Below are 15,650 nucleotides of genomic sequence, written 5' to 3'. Positions count from 1 at the left end.
CAGCCATCCTCTAAAGAGATGACTGCTTTCGCTATTATTTCTGGTCGAAACTTGTGCGTTTCGGTTTCAGATCAATAGAAGGACTTGCTGATTTAATCATATGCTTTACGTCTTTAAATGCGATAAATCTTTTCTTCTCAGGATCATACAACCGGTATCGGATTGACGAAATACTTTCTTTGATTGTAATCGTTGTTGCCACATGAAGAGGTGGTGTCGATTCATGTGCCATTTCCAAGTTGTAATTGGGAACACGCGGTGACAAGTGATGGACGTGATGGAAACCAATATTTCCCGTAGCCCACTGCAACACACGTGGCAACTTGTAGTATGAACTGCCGTCGATAGCAGCTTTCACATAATCCCACTCAGATTCCTCTTCGAAATATGAGTCTTCAAACGTATGTTGAATGTAGAACAACCAAATTCCAAGTGCTCCTGCAACAAACATAATTGTTCCTTGAATGAGGAGGAATGCCTGCCATCCAACAAGTAAGATCATGCCTGTGTAAATGACAACAAGTGCTACGTTCGTCAAATACGTATTGTTGCGCTCTTTCTTACGCGCATCTTTGCGGTTGAAACGGCTTGAGATAAGTACAAGGAAAAGCGGTCCAAAACCGAACATAACAATCGGGTTACGGTATAACCGGTAACCAAAACGTTGCCATTTTGATGCTTCTACATACTCTTCAACGGTCATGACCCAAATGTCACCCGTGCCGCGCTTGTCGAGATTCGAGCTTGTTGCATGATGGATTGAGTGTTCACGTTTCCACTTTTCATAAGCAAACAGTGTAAGGATGCCAGTAATGGTACCGACAATGTCATTAGTTTTCTTGTTTTTGAAGAATGAACCATGCGTGCAATCATGGAAGATGATGAACGTCCGAATGACGAATCCTGATGCAATCACAGAAAGTCCAAGTGTTAGCCAGATTGAAACCGACAAACTCTGGTATGCCAAGAACCATAGGATTAGCAATGGTGGGACTGTATTGATAAGTTGTATAATACTTTTCTTTTTATCCGACTTCGCAAAAGGGGCAACGTCTTTGTGTAACTGCTTTGTTTTTTCTTTAGACATGTTGAGTGATCCTCCTTCAATCTGATGTTCTTTTTCTGATTCACTATCTTGAATCTAATGATAAAGAAATATCCGATCTTAAAGAAGGCATAGATGTCATGATTATCGATATGACAAGTGTCACTTGTTGTGAATTAATTCACAAGGATAGATTTCCAAGTCACTATCATTGTTTGCTAACTAGATACCCTTCTTGCATAATTATTAGTAATACCTACTTAGGAGGGTTCCATATTGGCTACTATATATGAAGAAAGACGATCGCTTTTGACAGCTCATCTCATTGAGAACAATATCGGTGCAATTATGATTACTGCACCTGCAAATGTTTATTATTATACCGGGTTCAACTCAGATCCCCATGAAAGATTCATGTCTATGTTTATTGACACCCAAGCTGATAAAACCTATTTGTTCGTACCGGCTTTGGACAAGGATGCCTCTATACTAGACTCCGATGTTACGACAATCATTGCGATTTCAGACGAGCAAGTCCCTTTCGAGGTTGTTCGTGAATCGGTTGGAACGCTTTCGGAAACAGTTGGAATTGAAGCCAAAGCGCTGAGTTATGATCGGTACACTAGTTTGCTGGCGTTTTTCCCGGGTGTGCAAGTAGTCGATGTACAGCCTTTCATTAACAAACAAAGAATGAAGAAATCTAAAGAAGAAATCGCAAAATTACGGACGGCTATTGAAATCATTGAAAAGGTTTTGGAAGAAGGCATTAAGAAAGTGGAAATCGGAATGTCCGAATCCGAGTTTACGGCAGAATTAGAGTTTTTGATGAGGAAATTCGGTGCAGATGGTCCTTCTTTCTCGACTATCGTGCTTACCGGTGAAAAAGCAGCATTGCCGCATGGTTCTCCTGGTGAACGTAAAATTCAACAAGGTGACTATTTGCTGATTGATTTCGGCGTCATCAAAGATGGGTATTGTTCTGATATTACGAGGACTTTCATTATTGGAAAGGCTTCAGACAAACAACAAGAAATTTACGACATCGTTCTGCGGTCCAATGAAGCTGGCATCAATGCCGTCAAAGCAGGCGTACCAGTAAAAACATTCGATATCGCAGCGAGAAATGTCATCACCACTAGTGGCTACGGGGAGTATTTCAATAACCGTGTCGGGCACGGATTGGGGATTGAAGTGCACGAAGAGCCTTCCATTCATGAAAACAATGAGCAGATTGCGGAAGTGGGGCTTGTCTTTACAATTGAACCCGGTATTTATATCCCGAATGTCGGCGGTGTTCGTATCGAAGACATTGTCTATATCAATGAAGACGGGAAAGCGGAAGTATTGTCTTCGTTTCCGAAACAACTGCAAATTCTATAAGTGATTCATGACAAATAGGTTCTTGTATGTGTCGTTGGACGGCTTTCATGTATTGCCACTACCAAACACGTACAAGGGCTTTTTTCTATTGAACTAGTGTGAAAATTCAAATTCCGCATCGAAATTTAGAACTACCTATGCTACAATTAGAAAAACACTATATGAAAGCGCATACATCTTTTCAGAACCAAAAGGAGGAATCATCATGGAAATTGGACTCCAGCAACGGCAGGAACTGAATCTATTAATGACTTTTGAGTTAAGACAAGCTATTGAACTACTACAATATTCCACTCATGAACTTGAGCAATATATCAGGGAGCAGGAGCTGGAAAACCCAATTATCGAACTGAAGGAAAAAGAAGAGAAACCAGTCCACGAAGAACGTTTGCATCGACAATCTTCCTCTTTCGGCGGTTCCGAGATGCCCATGGACGCGGTCCAAAGCAACGATAAAAATATGCGTGATGAATTACTCGAACAGGCAAAATTCTTATACCCGGATATCCAGACGCAAAAACTGATTAAGTATCTCCTCTACAATCTCGACGACAATGGCTATTTACAAATCACCGATGCCTATTCGAATGACTATTTAGCATTTGAAGAAGATGACATCGAAAAAGGTATCCACCTCCTGCAACAACTAGGTCCAATCGGGATAGGCGCGAGGGACTTAAAAGAATGTTTGCTTCTACAAATTACGTATAGCTATCCGGAAAACAAATTGGCTGCTTGTTTGGTGGAACACCATTTGAACCTAGTTGCTGACCGTAAATGGAACGAAATCGCTTCAAAAATGAACATCCAAATGAACGAAGTGAAAGACCTTTTCGATTTTATCCAAACACTGAATCCTAGACCTTGCTCCTTCATTTCTGATTCTTCCACGGAGTATTTGACACCCGATATCATCGTTGAGTGGAAGGATAATGAATTCGCTTTCCATTTGAATGACGGGTTTTTACCGGAGATTCATGTGAATAAAGACTATGCACAGCATCTTCACGCAAAAAATGACGCATCAAAATATATGAATACGCAATTCAAAAACTATCAATGGCTTCTTAGCAGCATTGAACAGCGCAGAAATACGATCATTAAAATTGTGCATGTCCTTTTGGAACGACAGGAGGACTTTTTCAAAAATGGGTTCCGTTCATTGAAACCTCTAACCCTTAAAGAAGTCGCCGATGAAATTGAAATGCATGAATCGACTGTCAGCCGGGCAACGACAAACAAAGTAATACAGACGCCATTCGGCTCCTTTGATTTGCGGTTGCTATTCACTTCCAAGCTAGAAACGGCAGATGGAAATACCATTTCCCAAACGAAGATGAAAACACTTCTGGAAAGTTTCATTGCACAAGAAAACAAATTCAAACCCTATTCCGATCAAAAAATAGCGGAATACTTCAATGCTGAACAAGGAATTACAATATCCAGACGGACAATCAGCAAATACAGGGAAGAATTACGAATCCCCCCTTCAAGTAAACGTAAGGATATTCAAATATAAAAGCGCCCCGCACAAATAAGAGGAGTAATGGAGATGTTCAATCATCTCCATTACTCCTCTTATTTCTAACTACTTTGTTGCCCTTCACTGTCACTTCAACATGCCGCCATCCACTTCCAAAACAGTTCCATTGATGAAATCGGATTCGTCAGATGCTAAAAACAGATAGGCATTCGCCACATCCGTGGGTGTTCCCATTCTATTATAAGGAGTCATCATTTTAATTTGTTCCATCACTTTCACTGGAATCGTATCAACCATATCCGTTTCGATGAAACCGGGGGCAACCGCGTTGACATTAATCCCTTTTGGACCAAATTCCTTTGCCCACGTTCTTGTCATGCCGATAATGCCCGCTTTTGCGGCAGAATAGTTCGTCTGGCCAACATTTCCGCCTGTCCCTGCAATGGAAGATGTATTAATGATTTTTCCTTTTCCCTCCGCAAGCATTGTTGGAAGAAAGGCTTGCGTACAATTAAATACACCTGTTAGATTTACGTCAATTACCTTTTGAAAGTCTGCTGCCTCAAGCTTTAGCATCATGGCATCTCTAGTAATACCCGCGTTATTAATAAGGATGTCCACTTTACCGAACTGCTCAATGACTTTTGCTGCCATCTCCTTCACTTTTTCACTATTAGCAACATCAGCCTGAAAGAATGCAGCTTCGATTCCTTCGCCGTGCAGCTGTTGCGCTTTTAATTCTCCAGCCTCTTTATCAAAATCAACGATGGCAATCTGCGCTCCATGTCTGCCGAAAAGTGAAGCGGCAACAGCTCCAATTCCATTCGCACCGCCTGTTATGACAACTATTTTATCTCTTAATCGCATACATTTGACCTACCCTCATTTGAATTGTGATTGATTATTTCCATTGTTCCAATTTTAACATAGTTATTGGAAAGCACGAATTTTTTCTAACAAAAAACAGGTATCCTCAATTGGAATACCTGTTTCAGCTTATTTATTTACGAGATCTTCTACTGCTTTTTCAATGGCTGTTCCTTGAATTGAATGATGGGTCGCTTGCCAGACTGCTTCTCCGTCTTTCAGCAGAAACAGTTGCGGAGATGCATGTGCTACTCCGAGATTACTTTCGATTTCATTGGAAACAGGACGACTTTCACTAACTTTCAGAAAGTATTTCGGTGCGTCTGTTGTAACGGTTTCAAACTGACTGTAGGCAGCAGCACTGATTGGACATGTCGTACTGTGTTTTAAAACGAGTAAAGGTCCTTCTTTTGATTGTTCCAATACGTCGTTCCACTCACCTACTGTTGTTAATTCCTTCATGACTAACCACTCCTTCTCTATCATTTGTTTTCCCTATGGAGTCTACCTTAAACACTTGTTCGTCTGCAAATGTTAAGAACGGGAGCAAGTGAAGTAATCTGTCGAGCTCTTTTTCCTTCACGTCGTTCATACATGAAATCTGAAGCCAATTTCGTTGGCGTAAATATTCACTTTCATAATGCACGTTAAAGCCGTTCAAAAACAAATTATCTCCAAGCCGTATTGCCGATAAACCTTTCGGCAATACAATCGTAACAATTGCAGCAGCTGCAGATTCCTCCGACGACAGGATTGTGAATCCAGCTCCTTCAACCGCTCTTCTAACTTTTTGTGCACGGTTTGAAATTGCCGTGAAAACTTCCTCCGGGAGCTGAAATTTCCGTAAAGCTGCATCCAGTGCGGAGACCAGATTAGATGACTGGGAATAAGGAATTCCAGATGCATCTGCGTATGCGCCCAAATCAAGGTAACGCGGCAAGCTATCCCTCTTGATGATTATCTCGTTATGGAAAACGAACGACAGACCCGTATAACTCAATAGTCCTTTTCCGCTGACACCTGTTGCATATGTGACTCCTGATAAATCGACAGGTGTTGTCCCAATTGCACTCACACAGTCGACTACAAGTGTGATGTTGTAAAGTGAACAGTATTTTTTCACCAAATCCAAATCGTTCAGCACACCCGTGGACGTTTCACAATGCACAAGCCATAACCAACTGTATTGACCGGATTGCAATGCATGGTCGATTTCATCCTCATCAAAAGAACAGCCCCACTCGGTTTCGATTGTGTCGAACGCCATACCAAAGCGCTTTGCATGATCTGATAGCCTTGAGCCAAACTCACCATTAACCAGTATAAGGCCCTTGCCGTCGTGCACACTTAACTGTGCCGCCACTACATCATTCGCAAGTGTACCTGTTCCTTGAAAGAGCTGTACATACTTTGCGCCTGTCAAAGTTGTCAGCCTCTCTTTCACGCGGTTCAATATCATTTCAAACGCCGTAGACCGATGCGAAAAGGGTTCAGTCATCATTGCCTTTCTCACATCTTCAGAAATGGTCGCAGGACCCGGCAGTAAATTGATGAGCGGTTTCGAAATTCTTCCTGCAATCCCAGCGTCGAATGTTTCTTTTGTTAAGTACATCGGCTGGAAAGCAGCTTCCCTTGTACCTGTCAATTGAGCAAACGGCAAAAACCCTAGTTGACCATAGAGTTTCTGTTCCCGCACTGTCCCCGATATAAGTGCGGCGTCATAACCTGCTTTTAGGCAATATTGAACAAGCGCCTGCGTAAGACCAAGGAAAGCTCGACCATTCCGATAGTTACGCTCAATCGCAAGAAGTCTGATTTCAACAGGATTATTTGCTTCAAACGGTAAATGATCTTCCACTATCCCGATTTTTCCGTCAAGCGAGAAAGGCCGCTTACTGCGCACCGCAATCATCCCGATAACTTGTGTTTTTTTCTTACAAATAATATATGTATTCTCATCATGAAACTTATCAATCAGTTGATGTTTTTCATTTCGTTCATGCTGAGGGATTTCCTCTGCAAATGTCCGATAATTCAAATCGTGAATCTGTTCAAACTCCGAATGCGTTTCCGCAACTTTGTAGATGAAAGTCATTCTCTCAACTCTTTTCCGGCATAAGTTTCTGTTTCAAATCATCCCGATGTGTGAATAAAAGAAGTGTGGACAGCAAACAGGCGGCGATGAAAACAGGCATTGTATATGGAAATAATAGCACTAAAACAGGCATGAGTAAGACTCCACCCATTCCTGCAAGTGTGAAGCTTTTCAATAAAGGATACAAGACAAGGAAAATTCCCACGAAAGCTGAAAATAGAAACAGGTCGAAAGCCAGCATACCGCCAATGTAAGTGGACACGCCCATCCCGCCACGAAACTTAAAGATGACTGGAAACACGTGTCCTAAAGTTACGGCGAAAAGCACCAGTAGTGCTATGAACGCATCAAAACCGAGCGATTTAGCAACGATAACAGCCAGTGCACCTTTTAATGCATCTCCAATAAAGGTCGCAATGAAAGCTTTCTTACCTAAAATCCGCCCTGCATTGCGAGCTCCGGGATTCCCACTGCCTTCTGTTCTAATGTTTTTCTTATAAAGGAAACGACTTATGATGGAGCCTGTCAACACATTGCCTAGCAAGTATGAACCAACAAATAAAAGAAGGAGTGTCATAATACATCCTTTTTGGAAATGATAGTTTTTAATAGTGTAGCATCTTTCCCCATTAATGATATAGTCTTCAAAACGAGATTAGCTATATTTTCTACTTCAGCATGGTATATAATTGGGAAAACGAAAGGAGTGCATGTAATGCGCGAACTCCAACTCCGATTATTTTCAGCATTTATCCTAGTTCTCGGTTTCGGTATCGCTTTTGGATATATCGCAACCGCTATCAGCAACAAATCGATAGTAAACTTCGACACTTCTATTATTGAATACGTTCAAGGACTGGAAGCTCCTTGGCTGACAACGATCATGATCGTGTTCACGTGGGGCGGATCCGCTTTTTTCGTCATGCCACTTGCGCTCATTGCGTTTTTCTATTTTTACTTTGTGAAACACCATAAACACCAAGCAATCTTGTTCATAGTCGTTATTTTTCTGACACCTATCTTGAATTTTCTACTAAAAATTTATTTCAAACGAGAGCGCCCTGAAATCTACCGTATCATGGACGCGAATGGTTTCAGCTTTCCAAGTGGGCATACGATGATGGCATTTAGTGCCTATGCGATCGTTGCGTATAGCATCAGTCGCAATGTGCAAACAGCATGGACTCGTGTGCTGCTGTTCTTATTCGCCGCCTTCATGATTAGTATGATTGGGATCAGTCGAATCTATCTCGGTGTCCATTATCCAAGCGATGTCGTCGGCGGAATTGCGGCGAGTGCTTTATGGGTTACAGTCGCAATCTCAGTTTATGCCTATTTCCAACACAAATATGAGAAAAAAATAAGCATGTTTCGCGTCGATGAGTGATGGGAAACGCTCTTGTTTTGATGTGTATGTGAATATTCTTTGCCATGTATTACAAGCGCTTCAGTGCTTCATCCTCACTGAGCGTTTTTGGTACAAGTCCGCCAAGTTCAATATACGTTGTACGACCATTCGCTATTACAATAAAAATGTCCTTCGCCTTCGTAGGTAGGATATGGTCCACCCAACTGTTTTGATTGGAATAGAATTCCTTTATTTCCTTTTCGGCATATAAAGGGACTGGTGCAATGGCTGAAGCACGCAACTCTTTTTCCACTGCTTGTAATGCTTGAACTTTCGGGTCATTCTGGTCATGAATCTTTTGCAGCAAATCAATTACTTCGCCAAGTCCTATGAATACCACCCCGTAAATAGCAGAGGGTACAACCACACTTCCTAAACTAATAAACCCCATTCCATTTGGAAAGGAATAAGATAGTTGAACCAATAGGAGGAATCCTTGAAGAATACCCCAACTTATCGCAATCAGTCCGACGACTTTCAACACAAAACCGATGAGTGTGCGCCTGACAAATAACTCTTGCATTTCATCAACCCTTTCCCTATCCAAACTATTCTATTAACTATACGAACTGAGTCGTTAAAAGTTTCATATGAAGCTTTGATATAATGGAAGTAACGCAAAATGGGAGTGTTGTTTATGAATTTATTTACCGAACGAGTCATAGGAATTATCCAAGGTATCCCCGTCGGGCACGTCATGACTTATGGACAAGTTGCCGCGGCTGCCGGAAGTCCGCGTGGCGCAAGGCAAGTTGTCCGGGTACTCCACTCGATGAGTGCAAAGTATGAGCTACCTTGGCACCGAATCATCAATGCACAAGGCGGTATTTCTGCACCTGCCGACGTGGAAAGCAAGGGTCTTCACCAACGCGAGTTGCTTGAAATGGAAGGCATTACATTTAGTGCGGACGGTAAAGTTGATTTGACTGTTTACCGCTGGTTTCCTGATGACGCAGTGGACGGCTGAATAGCAATATTATTGTGATTCGGAGTGTGGAATAAAGACCGCTTTGCGCTTTGGGGATGCCTCTGGCCATGAGCCTGGATTAGCGCTTCGCATCCAGTCTCAGGGCTTCGGCTACCCCTTGTCGCGCTTGCGCTAGGGTGTCCCATTATTGAGAGAGTTGTAATTCAGAGTGCGGATTTCAGATCGCTTGGCGCTTTGGGGATGCCTCTGGCCATGAGCCTGGATTAGCGCTTCGCATCCAGTCTCACAGCTTCGGCTACCCCTTGTCGCGCTTGCGCTGGGGTGCACATTATTGAAAGTGATTTTAAGACGTATAGACTGAGATTATAATGAGATTACTATTTGATACTAATTTCATTGAAGAATGACTCACTAAAGGCTACAGGTCTTTTCCCCGATAACGAAATGTGCTTCCCTACATAGAGACCATCTAGCGAAAGCGCGACTTCGTGGTAGCCGGAGCGATAAGACTGATGGAGGGATATAGTTCAATCCCTCCCTGGGCTCACTTCCGGCTTACTGCGAGAGGCATCGAGGGCACTGAAAAAGCTCTTTTTTATAGTAAGAACTAGTTGATTGTAGTGAAGAGCGGCGACTCCAGCGGGAACAGCGCGAGCTGAAGACCCCGCAGGAACGCAGTGACGAGGAGGCTGAAGCCGTGCCCGCGGAAAGCGTCCGCTCGGAACGGAAATCAACGGCATTGAAGGAAATCGGACTTTTTCGGTGGCTTCGGAGGCATCGACAAAGCGTCGGATCGGTATTAGGAGGATTTCTAATCCATTCCCTATGTATTGCGACTGTTGTTAATCGCATTCTCTCGGTTTATAATCTATTGGTAGAGGGTAAAGTCATTACATAGTTTACCTCTTCAATAAAGTTAAGAAGAGACAGGGGATTGAATGAAGTGTTAAAAGACTTCAAAGAATTTGCATTTAAAGGCAATGTGTTCGACCTTGCCATCGCAGTTGTAATTGGTGCTGCATTTGGAAAAATCGTGTCCTCACTCGTAGAACATATTATTACACCATTAATCGGACTAATTTCAGGCGGCATTGACTTCTCCGGACTAAGCTATACTTTCCTCGATACTAAAATTATGTACGGGATGTTCATTCAAACCGTCATTGATTTCCTTATTGTTGCATTTGCAATCTTTATGGTCATTCGTTTACTTATGAAATTCAAGCGTAAAGAAGAGCCAATCGTTGATGATGCACCAATCGACGCTAAGGAAGCACTTCTAGAGGAAATTCGTGACTTGTTAAAAGAAGGAAAAACACTTTAACATTCAACTAAAAAGAGGGCAATCCGAACGATGGGATTGCCCCTTTTTTGATTCCGAGATAAGTAGCTTAGTTGCTACATCTGTCATCAACTCGATTTAATCAACCGTAACGGAAAGACTGTTGACCACTACAGATGGCGAACCGTAGCCGCCTGGCTTGAATTCCAAGTCTGAACCTGTCTCTTCGATGTCTTTCATATAATCGAAGAAGTTTCCGGCAATTGTCATCTGTTTAACAGCGGATGCAATATGCCCATCTTTAATATAGAAGCCTGTTGCAGCGAGGGAGAAGTCGCCTGAGACTGTACTCGCTCCGGAATGAAGGCCTGACAAGCCTGTAATCATAACGCCTTCTTGTGTAGATGCAATCATTTCTTCCTTGCTCTTCGTACCTGGTGCAATATACAAATTTTGTGGAGCGACTGTCAGTGTACTTTTGTAGGATGATTTACGTGCATGTCCGGTCGTTTCGACACCATCTTTTTTCGCCGTTTTCCGGTTATGAAGCAATGTTTCTAGTGTCCCATTCGTGACGATTGCACGTTTTTTAGTCGCAACGCCTTCTCCGTCAAAGTTCGAACCGGCAATCGCGTCTGGATGTGTTGGATCATCTAGTAAAGTGAAATGAGCAGACGCAATCTGTTCCCCAACTTTCCCGTTTAATAATGACTGACCCATCTGTGTGTTCTCAGCCGAAAAGATTGGTGTGAACGCGGCGAGTAGCGATGCAGATGCATCGTGGCGCAGGATAACCTTGTACTTCTTGGCTGGAATTGATTGTTCACCCAGATTTGATAGTGCTTCTTCCGCCACTTTTTTCGCAATTGCGTCGGCGTCAAGTTCATTGAAATCACGCGTCATTTTACTAAAGCTTCCCGTTTTCATTTCTTCCCCTTCTTTAACGACTGCGGAAATGAAGATAATGAGTCCATTCTGCTTTTCATTCAACATTAGGCCTTTGTTGTTCGCCATTACGCGCTCCGCCGAAAACTCTTGCAACGCACAGTAGTTGAGCGTGACAATTCGTGAATCAAATGCAAAAACTTTCTTTTCGATTGACTTGATGAGTTCAATCTTTTCAAGGGTAGGAACCTGTGCGAGCGCTTCACTATAGAAATCATGCGCTGCATACGTTTCACTGCCTTCGAATATGTCTGTTCCGTCGTCTTCATCAAGAACATCCGCATTGGCTTTGGCGCTGTTTATCAAAAATCCGATTGACGCTTCTTCAATTTTTTCTGTATAAGCGTATCCCATTTTACCATTATAGAGTCCACGTAAACCAAGGCCGCCTTCTTCAGACGTCTCGTAACTGTCAATTTCCCCTTCGAAAATCATGACCTGAAACGACTCGGACTTCTCGTAATAAACTTCAGCTTCTTTAAAACCTGCGTTCATAGCTTCAGCCAACAGTTTCTTTTGAAATTCGTTAATCGTCATCAATTACTCCCCCTTTGTCCCGCCGACGGTAATTTCACTGATACGAATCATGGGCTGGCCAACGTTGACCGGCAAACTTCCACTTATTGAACCACACATTCCTGCGCCATGTGCAAGATTATTACCAACCATGTCAACGAGCTGCAGTGTTTTTGCGCCGTTTCCAATTAATGTTGCGCCACGTACTGGTCGGTCAATTTTTCCATTCTTCACTAGATAAGCCTCGGCCACGGCAAAATTATAGTCACCAGTAGCCGGGTTCACTTGGCCACCGCCCATATATTTTGCATAAATACCGTGTTCAGTCGATGCTATAATTTCTTCGGGAGTCGATTTACCAGAAGCAATATAGGTATTCGTCATACGGGATGTCGGACTAAAGCGGTATGATTGACGACGTGAAGAACCTGTTGCTTGGGTATTCATGCGACGCGCATTGAATTTATCGACGAGATAGCCTTTGAGAATACCGTCTTCAATTAAGACATTCTTTTGTGTCTTTTCACCCTCATCGTCAATATTGAGCGACCCCCACTCATTTGGCAGTGTTCCGTCATCGATGTACGTTACGATATCCGGAGCGACTTTTTCACCAATTCGATTTGCAAAAACGGAATTGTTTTTCGCAACGGCTGTCGCTTCAAGTCCATGCCCACATGCTTCGTGAAAAATGACCCCGCCGAATTCATTGTCAATGATGACAGGAAACTTTCCGCTCGGACATTCATCCGCTCCAAGCATCGTCACCGCAATGCGCGCAGCTTCACCCGCGTAATGAGTAAGGTCAAGGTTTTCGATAAATTCAAAACCGGCATGTGCACCCGGACCGTAGAAACCAGTTTGCAATTCAATACCGTCTGATGCAGTTGCCTGAATAGCAAGCCTGCTATAGACACGTGTGTCTTCAATAAATTTCCCTTCCGAGTTTGCAATGAGAACGTTCTGTTGCTCATCAATATATCGAAGTTCTACCTGCTTAATGCGTTCATCGTAATTTCTAGCAATTTCATTGGCTTTTTTCATGACTGCCGCTTTCCGTGCATGCTCCACCGTTTGCGGCATTTGGGCAATTTTATGGATCGCTTCAAACGTCTCTTTCTGAAGCGGGTGAATTGTTCCGCTGCCCCCACCTTTGATGGCAAGTGCTGCCCGTTTCGCCGCATTAATTAATCCTTCTTCTGAGAAATCGGTCGTGTACGTATAGATACTCTGCAGACCTGAAAAGATACGTATCCCAATACCGAAGTCTCGGCCAGAAATACTTTTTTCTATTTTTCCACCCTGCAACTCCATTACATTAGACAATTTGTCTTCTATGAACACTTCCGAAAAGTCCCCGCCTGTAGAAAGTGCGGCTTCTAACACGTTTTCAATAGTTGACTGCTTGATCATATTCCCATTCCCCCTTCACTATCTGATTATATCGAATATTCTATTGAATGGTAATGTTTTCATTGGTAATTTAGTAAATTTGTGGACTTTTCATTGTCACAGAATAATAAGAACTTCTGATTCAATCCTTCTTGCTCAACAACCTCGTCACAATTAATAGCAGTTCAATCGGGATATCATTGCCCACCCATCAACCCAGTGGTATAATAGAGGTAGGATTTATTGTATAAAAGGAGTGATAGCCAATGTTTTTCGTATACATTCTAATCGCACTGTTTACATTTGTAATCGTAGGGAATATCGCTGGTCTCGTTCGTACATTCAGCAACCATAATTAATTACATGCAAAAGCCCTCCGATGATGGAGGGCTTTTTGCTTGGTAATTTAGCATTTCCACGAGACAACATTCGGGCAAGTCTCTGACTATCTCGTTAAAAAAAGAGCGATTAAGCTGTAATATCCCGTTTAATGAACGTCGTATAGCTGATAAACAGGAATATTACAACATACACTGCAAGAACGGCGAGTGAAAATTGCATCGTAATGCCTTCTACAATTTGAAAGTCTGTTTCATGAATCGTCAAATCCATATGTGTGAAGACGATGTATTTCACGACTTCGTATTTTGCTAATAGCATGACCAATGTCGAGCCCATGAAGTAAATGAACAGCGATAGTCCGATTGCGAGTGAGCTAGAACGGAATACGCTACCAATCATGAACGCAAATGTTGCCGTTACGAAAACATTCCCGAATGATAGTAACAACATATAAAGCCCTTTACCCCAGACCGATACTTCTACAACTTCCTTCCCGTTCCAAACAAGTTCTGCACCATTGCCTGATTGGTATAAGAGAAACGCGCCAAGTATGGAGACGATAAATCCGAGTAACATAAGAAAAATGCCAAATAATATGACCGTCGTGTATTTGGACGTTAAGATTTTCCATCTTTTGACGGGGCGGGATAACAGCATCTTTATCGTTCCTTGTGTAAATTCAGATGCAACAATTCCTGCCGCAACAATAACCGTAAGCAAAACAACGATAGCTCCGACGATTGTACTTGAATTCATAATCATACTCTCCCGGCTATTACCGTCTAGCGGTTCGATTGAATTTGCCAAGCGGTATTCAAGAATCTTCTTATTCTTTTCAATTCGCTTTCGGTCGCTTTCTGAAAGACCCGGACTGCTTAAATCTTGTTCTGCGTAGGTTAATTCGTTCTGTGCATTTGTTTTCCAATCTTGTTCGTCGTAATCATTGACCGAATCAATCCATTTCGTCAGACCGAACATTCCTAAAATCGCCAACACGAGTAGGCCAGTCATAACCCAAGTCGCTTTTTTACTCCATAATTTCATCCATTCATTTTGTATGAGCTTCAGCAATCTGGCCACCTCCAGTCATTTCTAGGAATTGATCTTCCAGTGTTTTGCGATGCGGTTGGACTGCAAACAATTGAATTTCCTGTGCCATCATCTGCTGGATAAGTCCTGGTATCTGCGTTTTTTCTGCATTAATGATAAATCCGCCATTCAGTGGTTCAATTGTAAATCCGCCCGCAATTAGCAAAGCTTCAGCAGTTTCTATCGGAAATGCTTCAATATAGTAATGAGATTCCTGCTCATTCGACACATCTCGGATATCAACCAGTTTCCCGTTCTGAATGACTGCAATCCGATCACACATAAGTTCAATTTCCGATAGCATATGGCTTGAAACAAAAACAGAAACGCCTTCTGTTTCCGCAATTGCTTTTAGATGCGTCCGGAACTCGCGAATTCCTGCGGGATCGAGTCCATTTGTCGGCTCATCAAGAATCAGAAACTTCGGATTGTGTAAAAGCGCCTGTGCCAATCCGAGTCGCTGCCTCATTCCAAGTGAATAGGTTGATACTTTTTCATGAATTCGATTTTGCATACCTACCTTATTAACGACTTCATTAATCCGCTCTTTTGTCACACCGTCATGCATACGCGCAAAGTGCACTAAGTTTTTGTAACCCGACATGAATTTGTACATTTCCGGATTCTCTACAATGACTCCGACCTTCGATAGGCCTTCTTCAAAATCATCAGCTAGTAATTTACCGTCAATGACGATATCCCCGCCCGATGGCTTCATGAGACCAACCATCATACGAATTGTCGTCGTTTTCCCAGCTCCATTTGGTCCGAGGAACCCTGTAATTTGTCCAGGATACAACGATAGACTCAAGTTGTCGATAATCTTTTTTCTACCGATTGTTTTCGATAAATTCTTTAATTCTACTACTGGTTTCATC

General features: G+C 42.5%; 15 protein-coding genes. 5 read left to right on the top strand and 10 right to left on the bottom strand.

From position 1 onward, the window contains the following. Window positions 1-34 precede the first annotated feature (34 nt). Window positions 35-1,087: a Delta(5) desaturase DesA gene (desA, locus tag AC25Y5_RS14910; protein ID WP_488140981.1), complete on the bottom strand. Its 1,053-nt coding sequence runs from the start codon at window positions 1,085-1,087 to the stop codon at window positions 35-37. 234 nt (window positions 1,088-1,321) lie between these two features. Between desA and AC25Y5_RS14905 the strand changes: the two genes are divergently transcribed. Next, window positions 1,322-2,425 (top strand): M24 family metallopeptidase, encoded by a 1,104-nt coding sequence (locus AC25Y5_RS14905; protein WP_488140980.1) that lies wholly within the window; start codon window positions 1,322-1,324, stop codon window positions 2,423-2,425. Between the two features lie 205 nt (window positions 2,426-2,630). Beyond that, on the top strand, window positions 2,631-3,944 hold the full coding sequence (gene rpoN / locus AC25Y5_RS14900) for an RNA polymerase factor sigma-54 (RefSeq protein WP_488140979.1): 1,314 nt from the start codon (window positions 2,631-2,633) through the stop codon (window positions 3,942-3,944). Between the two features lie 90 nt (window positions 3,945-4,034). On the opposite strand, the gene fabG is transcribed toward rpoN, so the two are convergent. The 4 genes from fabG to AC25Y5_RS14880 form a co-directional block, all read right to left on the bottom strand. Then, window positions 4,035-4,775, bottom strand: a complete 741-nt coding sequence (gene fabG, locus AC25Y5_RS14895; protein WP_488140978.1) for a 3-oxoacyl-ACP reductase FabG — start codon at window positions 4,773-4,775, stop codon at window positions 4,035-4,037. 129 nt (window positions 4,776-4,904) lie between these two features. After that, the gene (ytxJ, locus tag AC25Y5_RS14890; protein WP_482102714.1) at window positions 4,905-5,237 is read right to left on the bottom strand and encodes a bacillithiol system redox-active protein YtxJ; all 333 of its coding nucleotides are present in this window, start codon (window positions 5,235-5,237) and stop codon (window positions 4,905-4,907) included. Continuing rightward, entirely contained in the window at window positions 5,212-6,870 is a 1,659-nt protein-coding gene (locus AC25Y5_RS14885) for an aminotransferase class V-fold PLP-dependent enzyme (protein WP_488140977.1), read from the bottom strand. Before AC25Y5_RS14885 ends, ytxJ begins: the two co-directional genes overlap by 26 nt. Window positions 6,871-6,874: 4 nt before the next feature. Then, the gene (locus AC25Y5_RS14880; RefSeq protein ID WP_488140976.1) at window positions 6,875-7,447 is read right to left on the bottom strand and encodes a glycerol-3-phosphate acyltransferase; all 573 of its coding nucleotides are present in this window, start codon (window positions 7,445-7,447) and stop codon (window positions 6,875-6,877) included. Window positions 7,448-7,585: 138 nt separating this feature from the next. Here AC25Y5_RS14880 and AC25Y5_RS14875 point away from each other — a divergent pair, with 138 nt between their 5' ends. Beyond that, complete coding sequence (locus tag AC25Y5_RS14875) at window positions 7,586-8,257, top strand: phosphatase PAP2 family protein (RefSeq protein ID WP_488140975.1); 672 nt, start codon at window positions 7,586-7,588, stop codon at window positions 8,255-8,257. A gap of 49 nt (window positions 8,258-8,306) precedes the next feature. Here the strand turns inward: AC25Y5_RS14875 and AC25Y5_RS14870 are convergent, their stop codons facing one another. Continuing rightward, window positions 8,307-8,801 (bottom strand): hypothetical protein, encoded by a 495-nt coding sequence (locus AC25Y5_RS14870; RefSeq protein WP_482104867.1) that lies wholly within the window; start codon window positions 8,799-8,801, stop codon window positions 8,307-8,309. A 114-nt stretch (window positions 8,802-8,915) separates the two neighbouring features. Between AC25Y5_RS14870 and AC25Y5_RS14865 the strand changes: the two genes are divergently transcribed. Next, window positions 8,916-9,245, top strand: coding sequence for an MGMT family protein (locus tag AC25Y5_RS14865; protein WP_488140974.1), 330 nt, complete (start codon window positions 8,916-8,918; stop codon window positions 9,243-9,245). 904 nt (window positions 9,246-10,149) lie between these two features. Then, a complete protein-coding gene (gene mscL / locus AC25Y5_RS14860) occupies window positions 10,150-10,530 on the top strand; it encodes a large conductance mechanosensitive channel protein MscL (protein WP_482102731.1) in 381 nt (126 codons plus the stop codon). 96 nt (window positions 10,531-10,626) lie between these two features. Here the strand turns inward: mscL and AC25Y5_RS14855 are convergent, their stop codons facing one another. The 4 genes from AC25Y5_RS14855 to AC25Y5_RS14840 all read right to left on the bottom strand — a co-directional run bounded on the left by AC25Y5_RS14855 (window position 10,627) and on the right by AC25Y5_RS14840 (window position 15,649). Next, entirely contained in the window at window positions 10,627-11,970 is a 1,344-nt protein-coding gene (locus AC25Y5_RS14855) for a TldD/PmbA family protein (protein WP_488140973.1), read from the bottom strand. 3 nt (window positions 11,971-11,973) lie between these two features. Further along, complete coding sequence (locus tag AC25Y5_RS14850) at window positions 11,974-13,362, bottom strand: TldD/PmbA family protein (protein ID WP_488140972.1); 1,389 nt, start codon at window positions 13,360-13,362, stop codon at window positions 11,974-11,976. A gap of 447 nt (window positions 13,363-13,809) precedes the next feature. Beyond that, on the bottom strand, window positions 13,810-14,763 hold the full coding sequence (locus AC25Y5_RS14845) for an ABC transporter permease (protein ID WP_488140971.1): 954 nt from the start codon (window positions 14,761-14,763) through the stop codon (window positions 13,810-13,812). Then, the gene (locus tag AC25Y5_RS14840) at window positions 14,732-15,649 is read right to left on the bottom strand and encodes an ABC transporter ATP-binding protein (protein WP_488140970.1); all 918 of its coding nucleotides are present in this window, start codon (window positions 15,647-15,649) and stop codon (window positions 14,732-14,734) included. Before AC25Y5_RS14840 ends, AC25Y5_RS14845 begins: the two co-directional genes overlap by 32 nt. Window position 15,650 lies beyond the last annotated feature (1 nt).

It is taken from the genome of Sporosarcina sp. Y1011 (genome assembly GCF_057669885.1).
The sequence above is the reverse complement of the archived record's forward strand: the minus strand, read 5'-3'. Positions and strand labels throughout refer to the sequence as shown.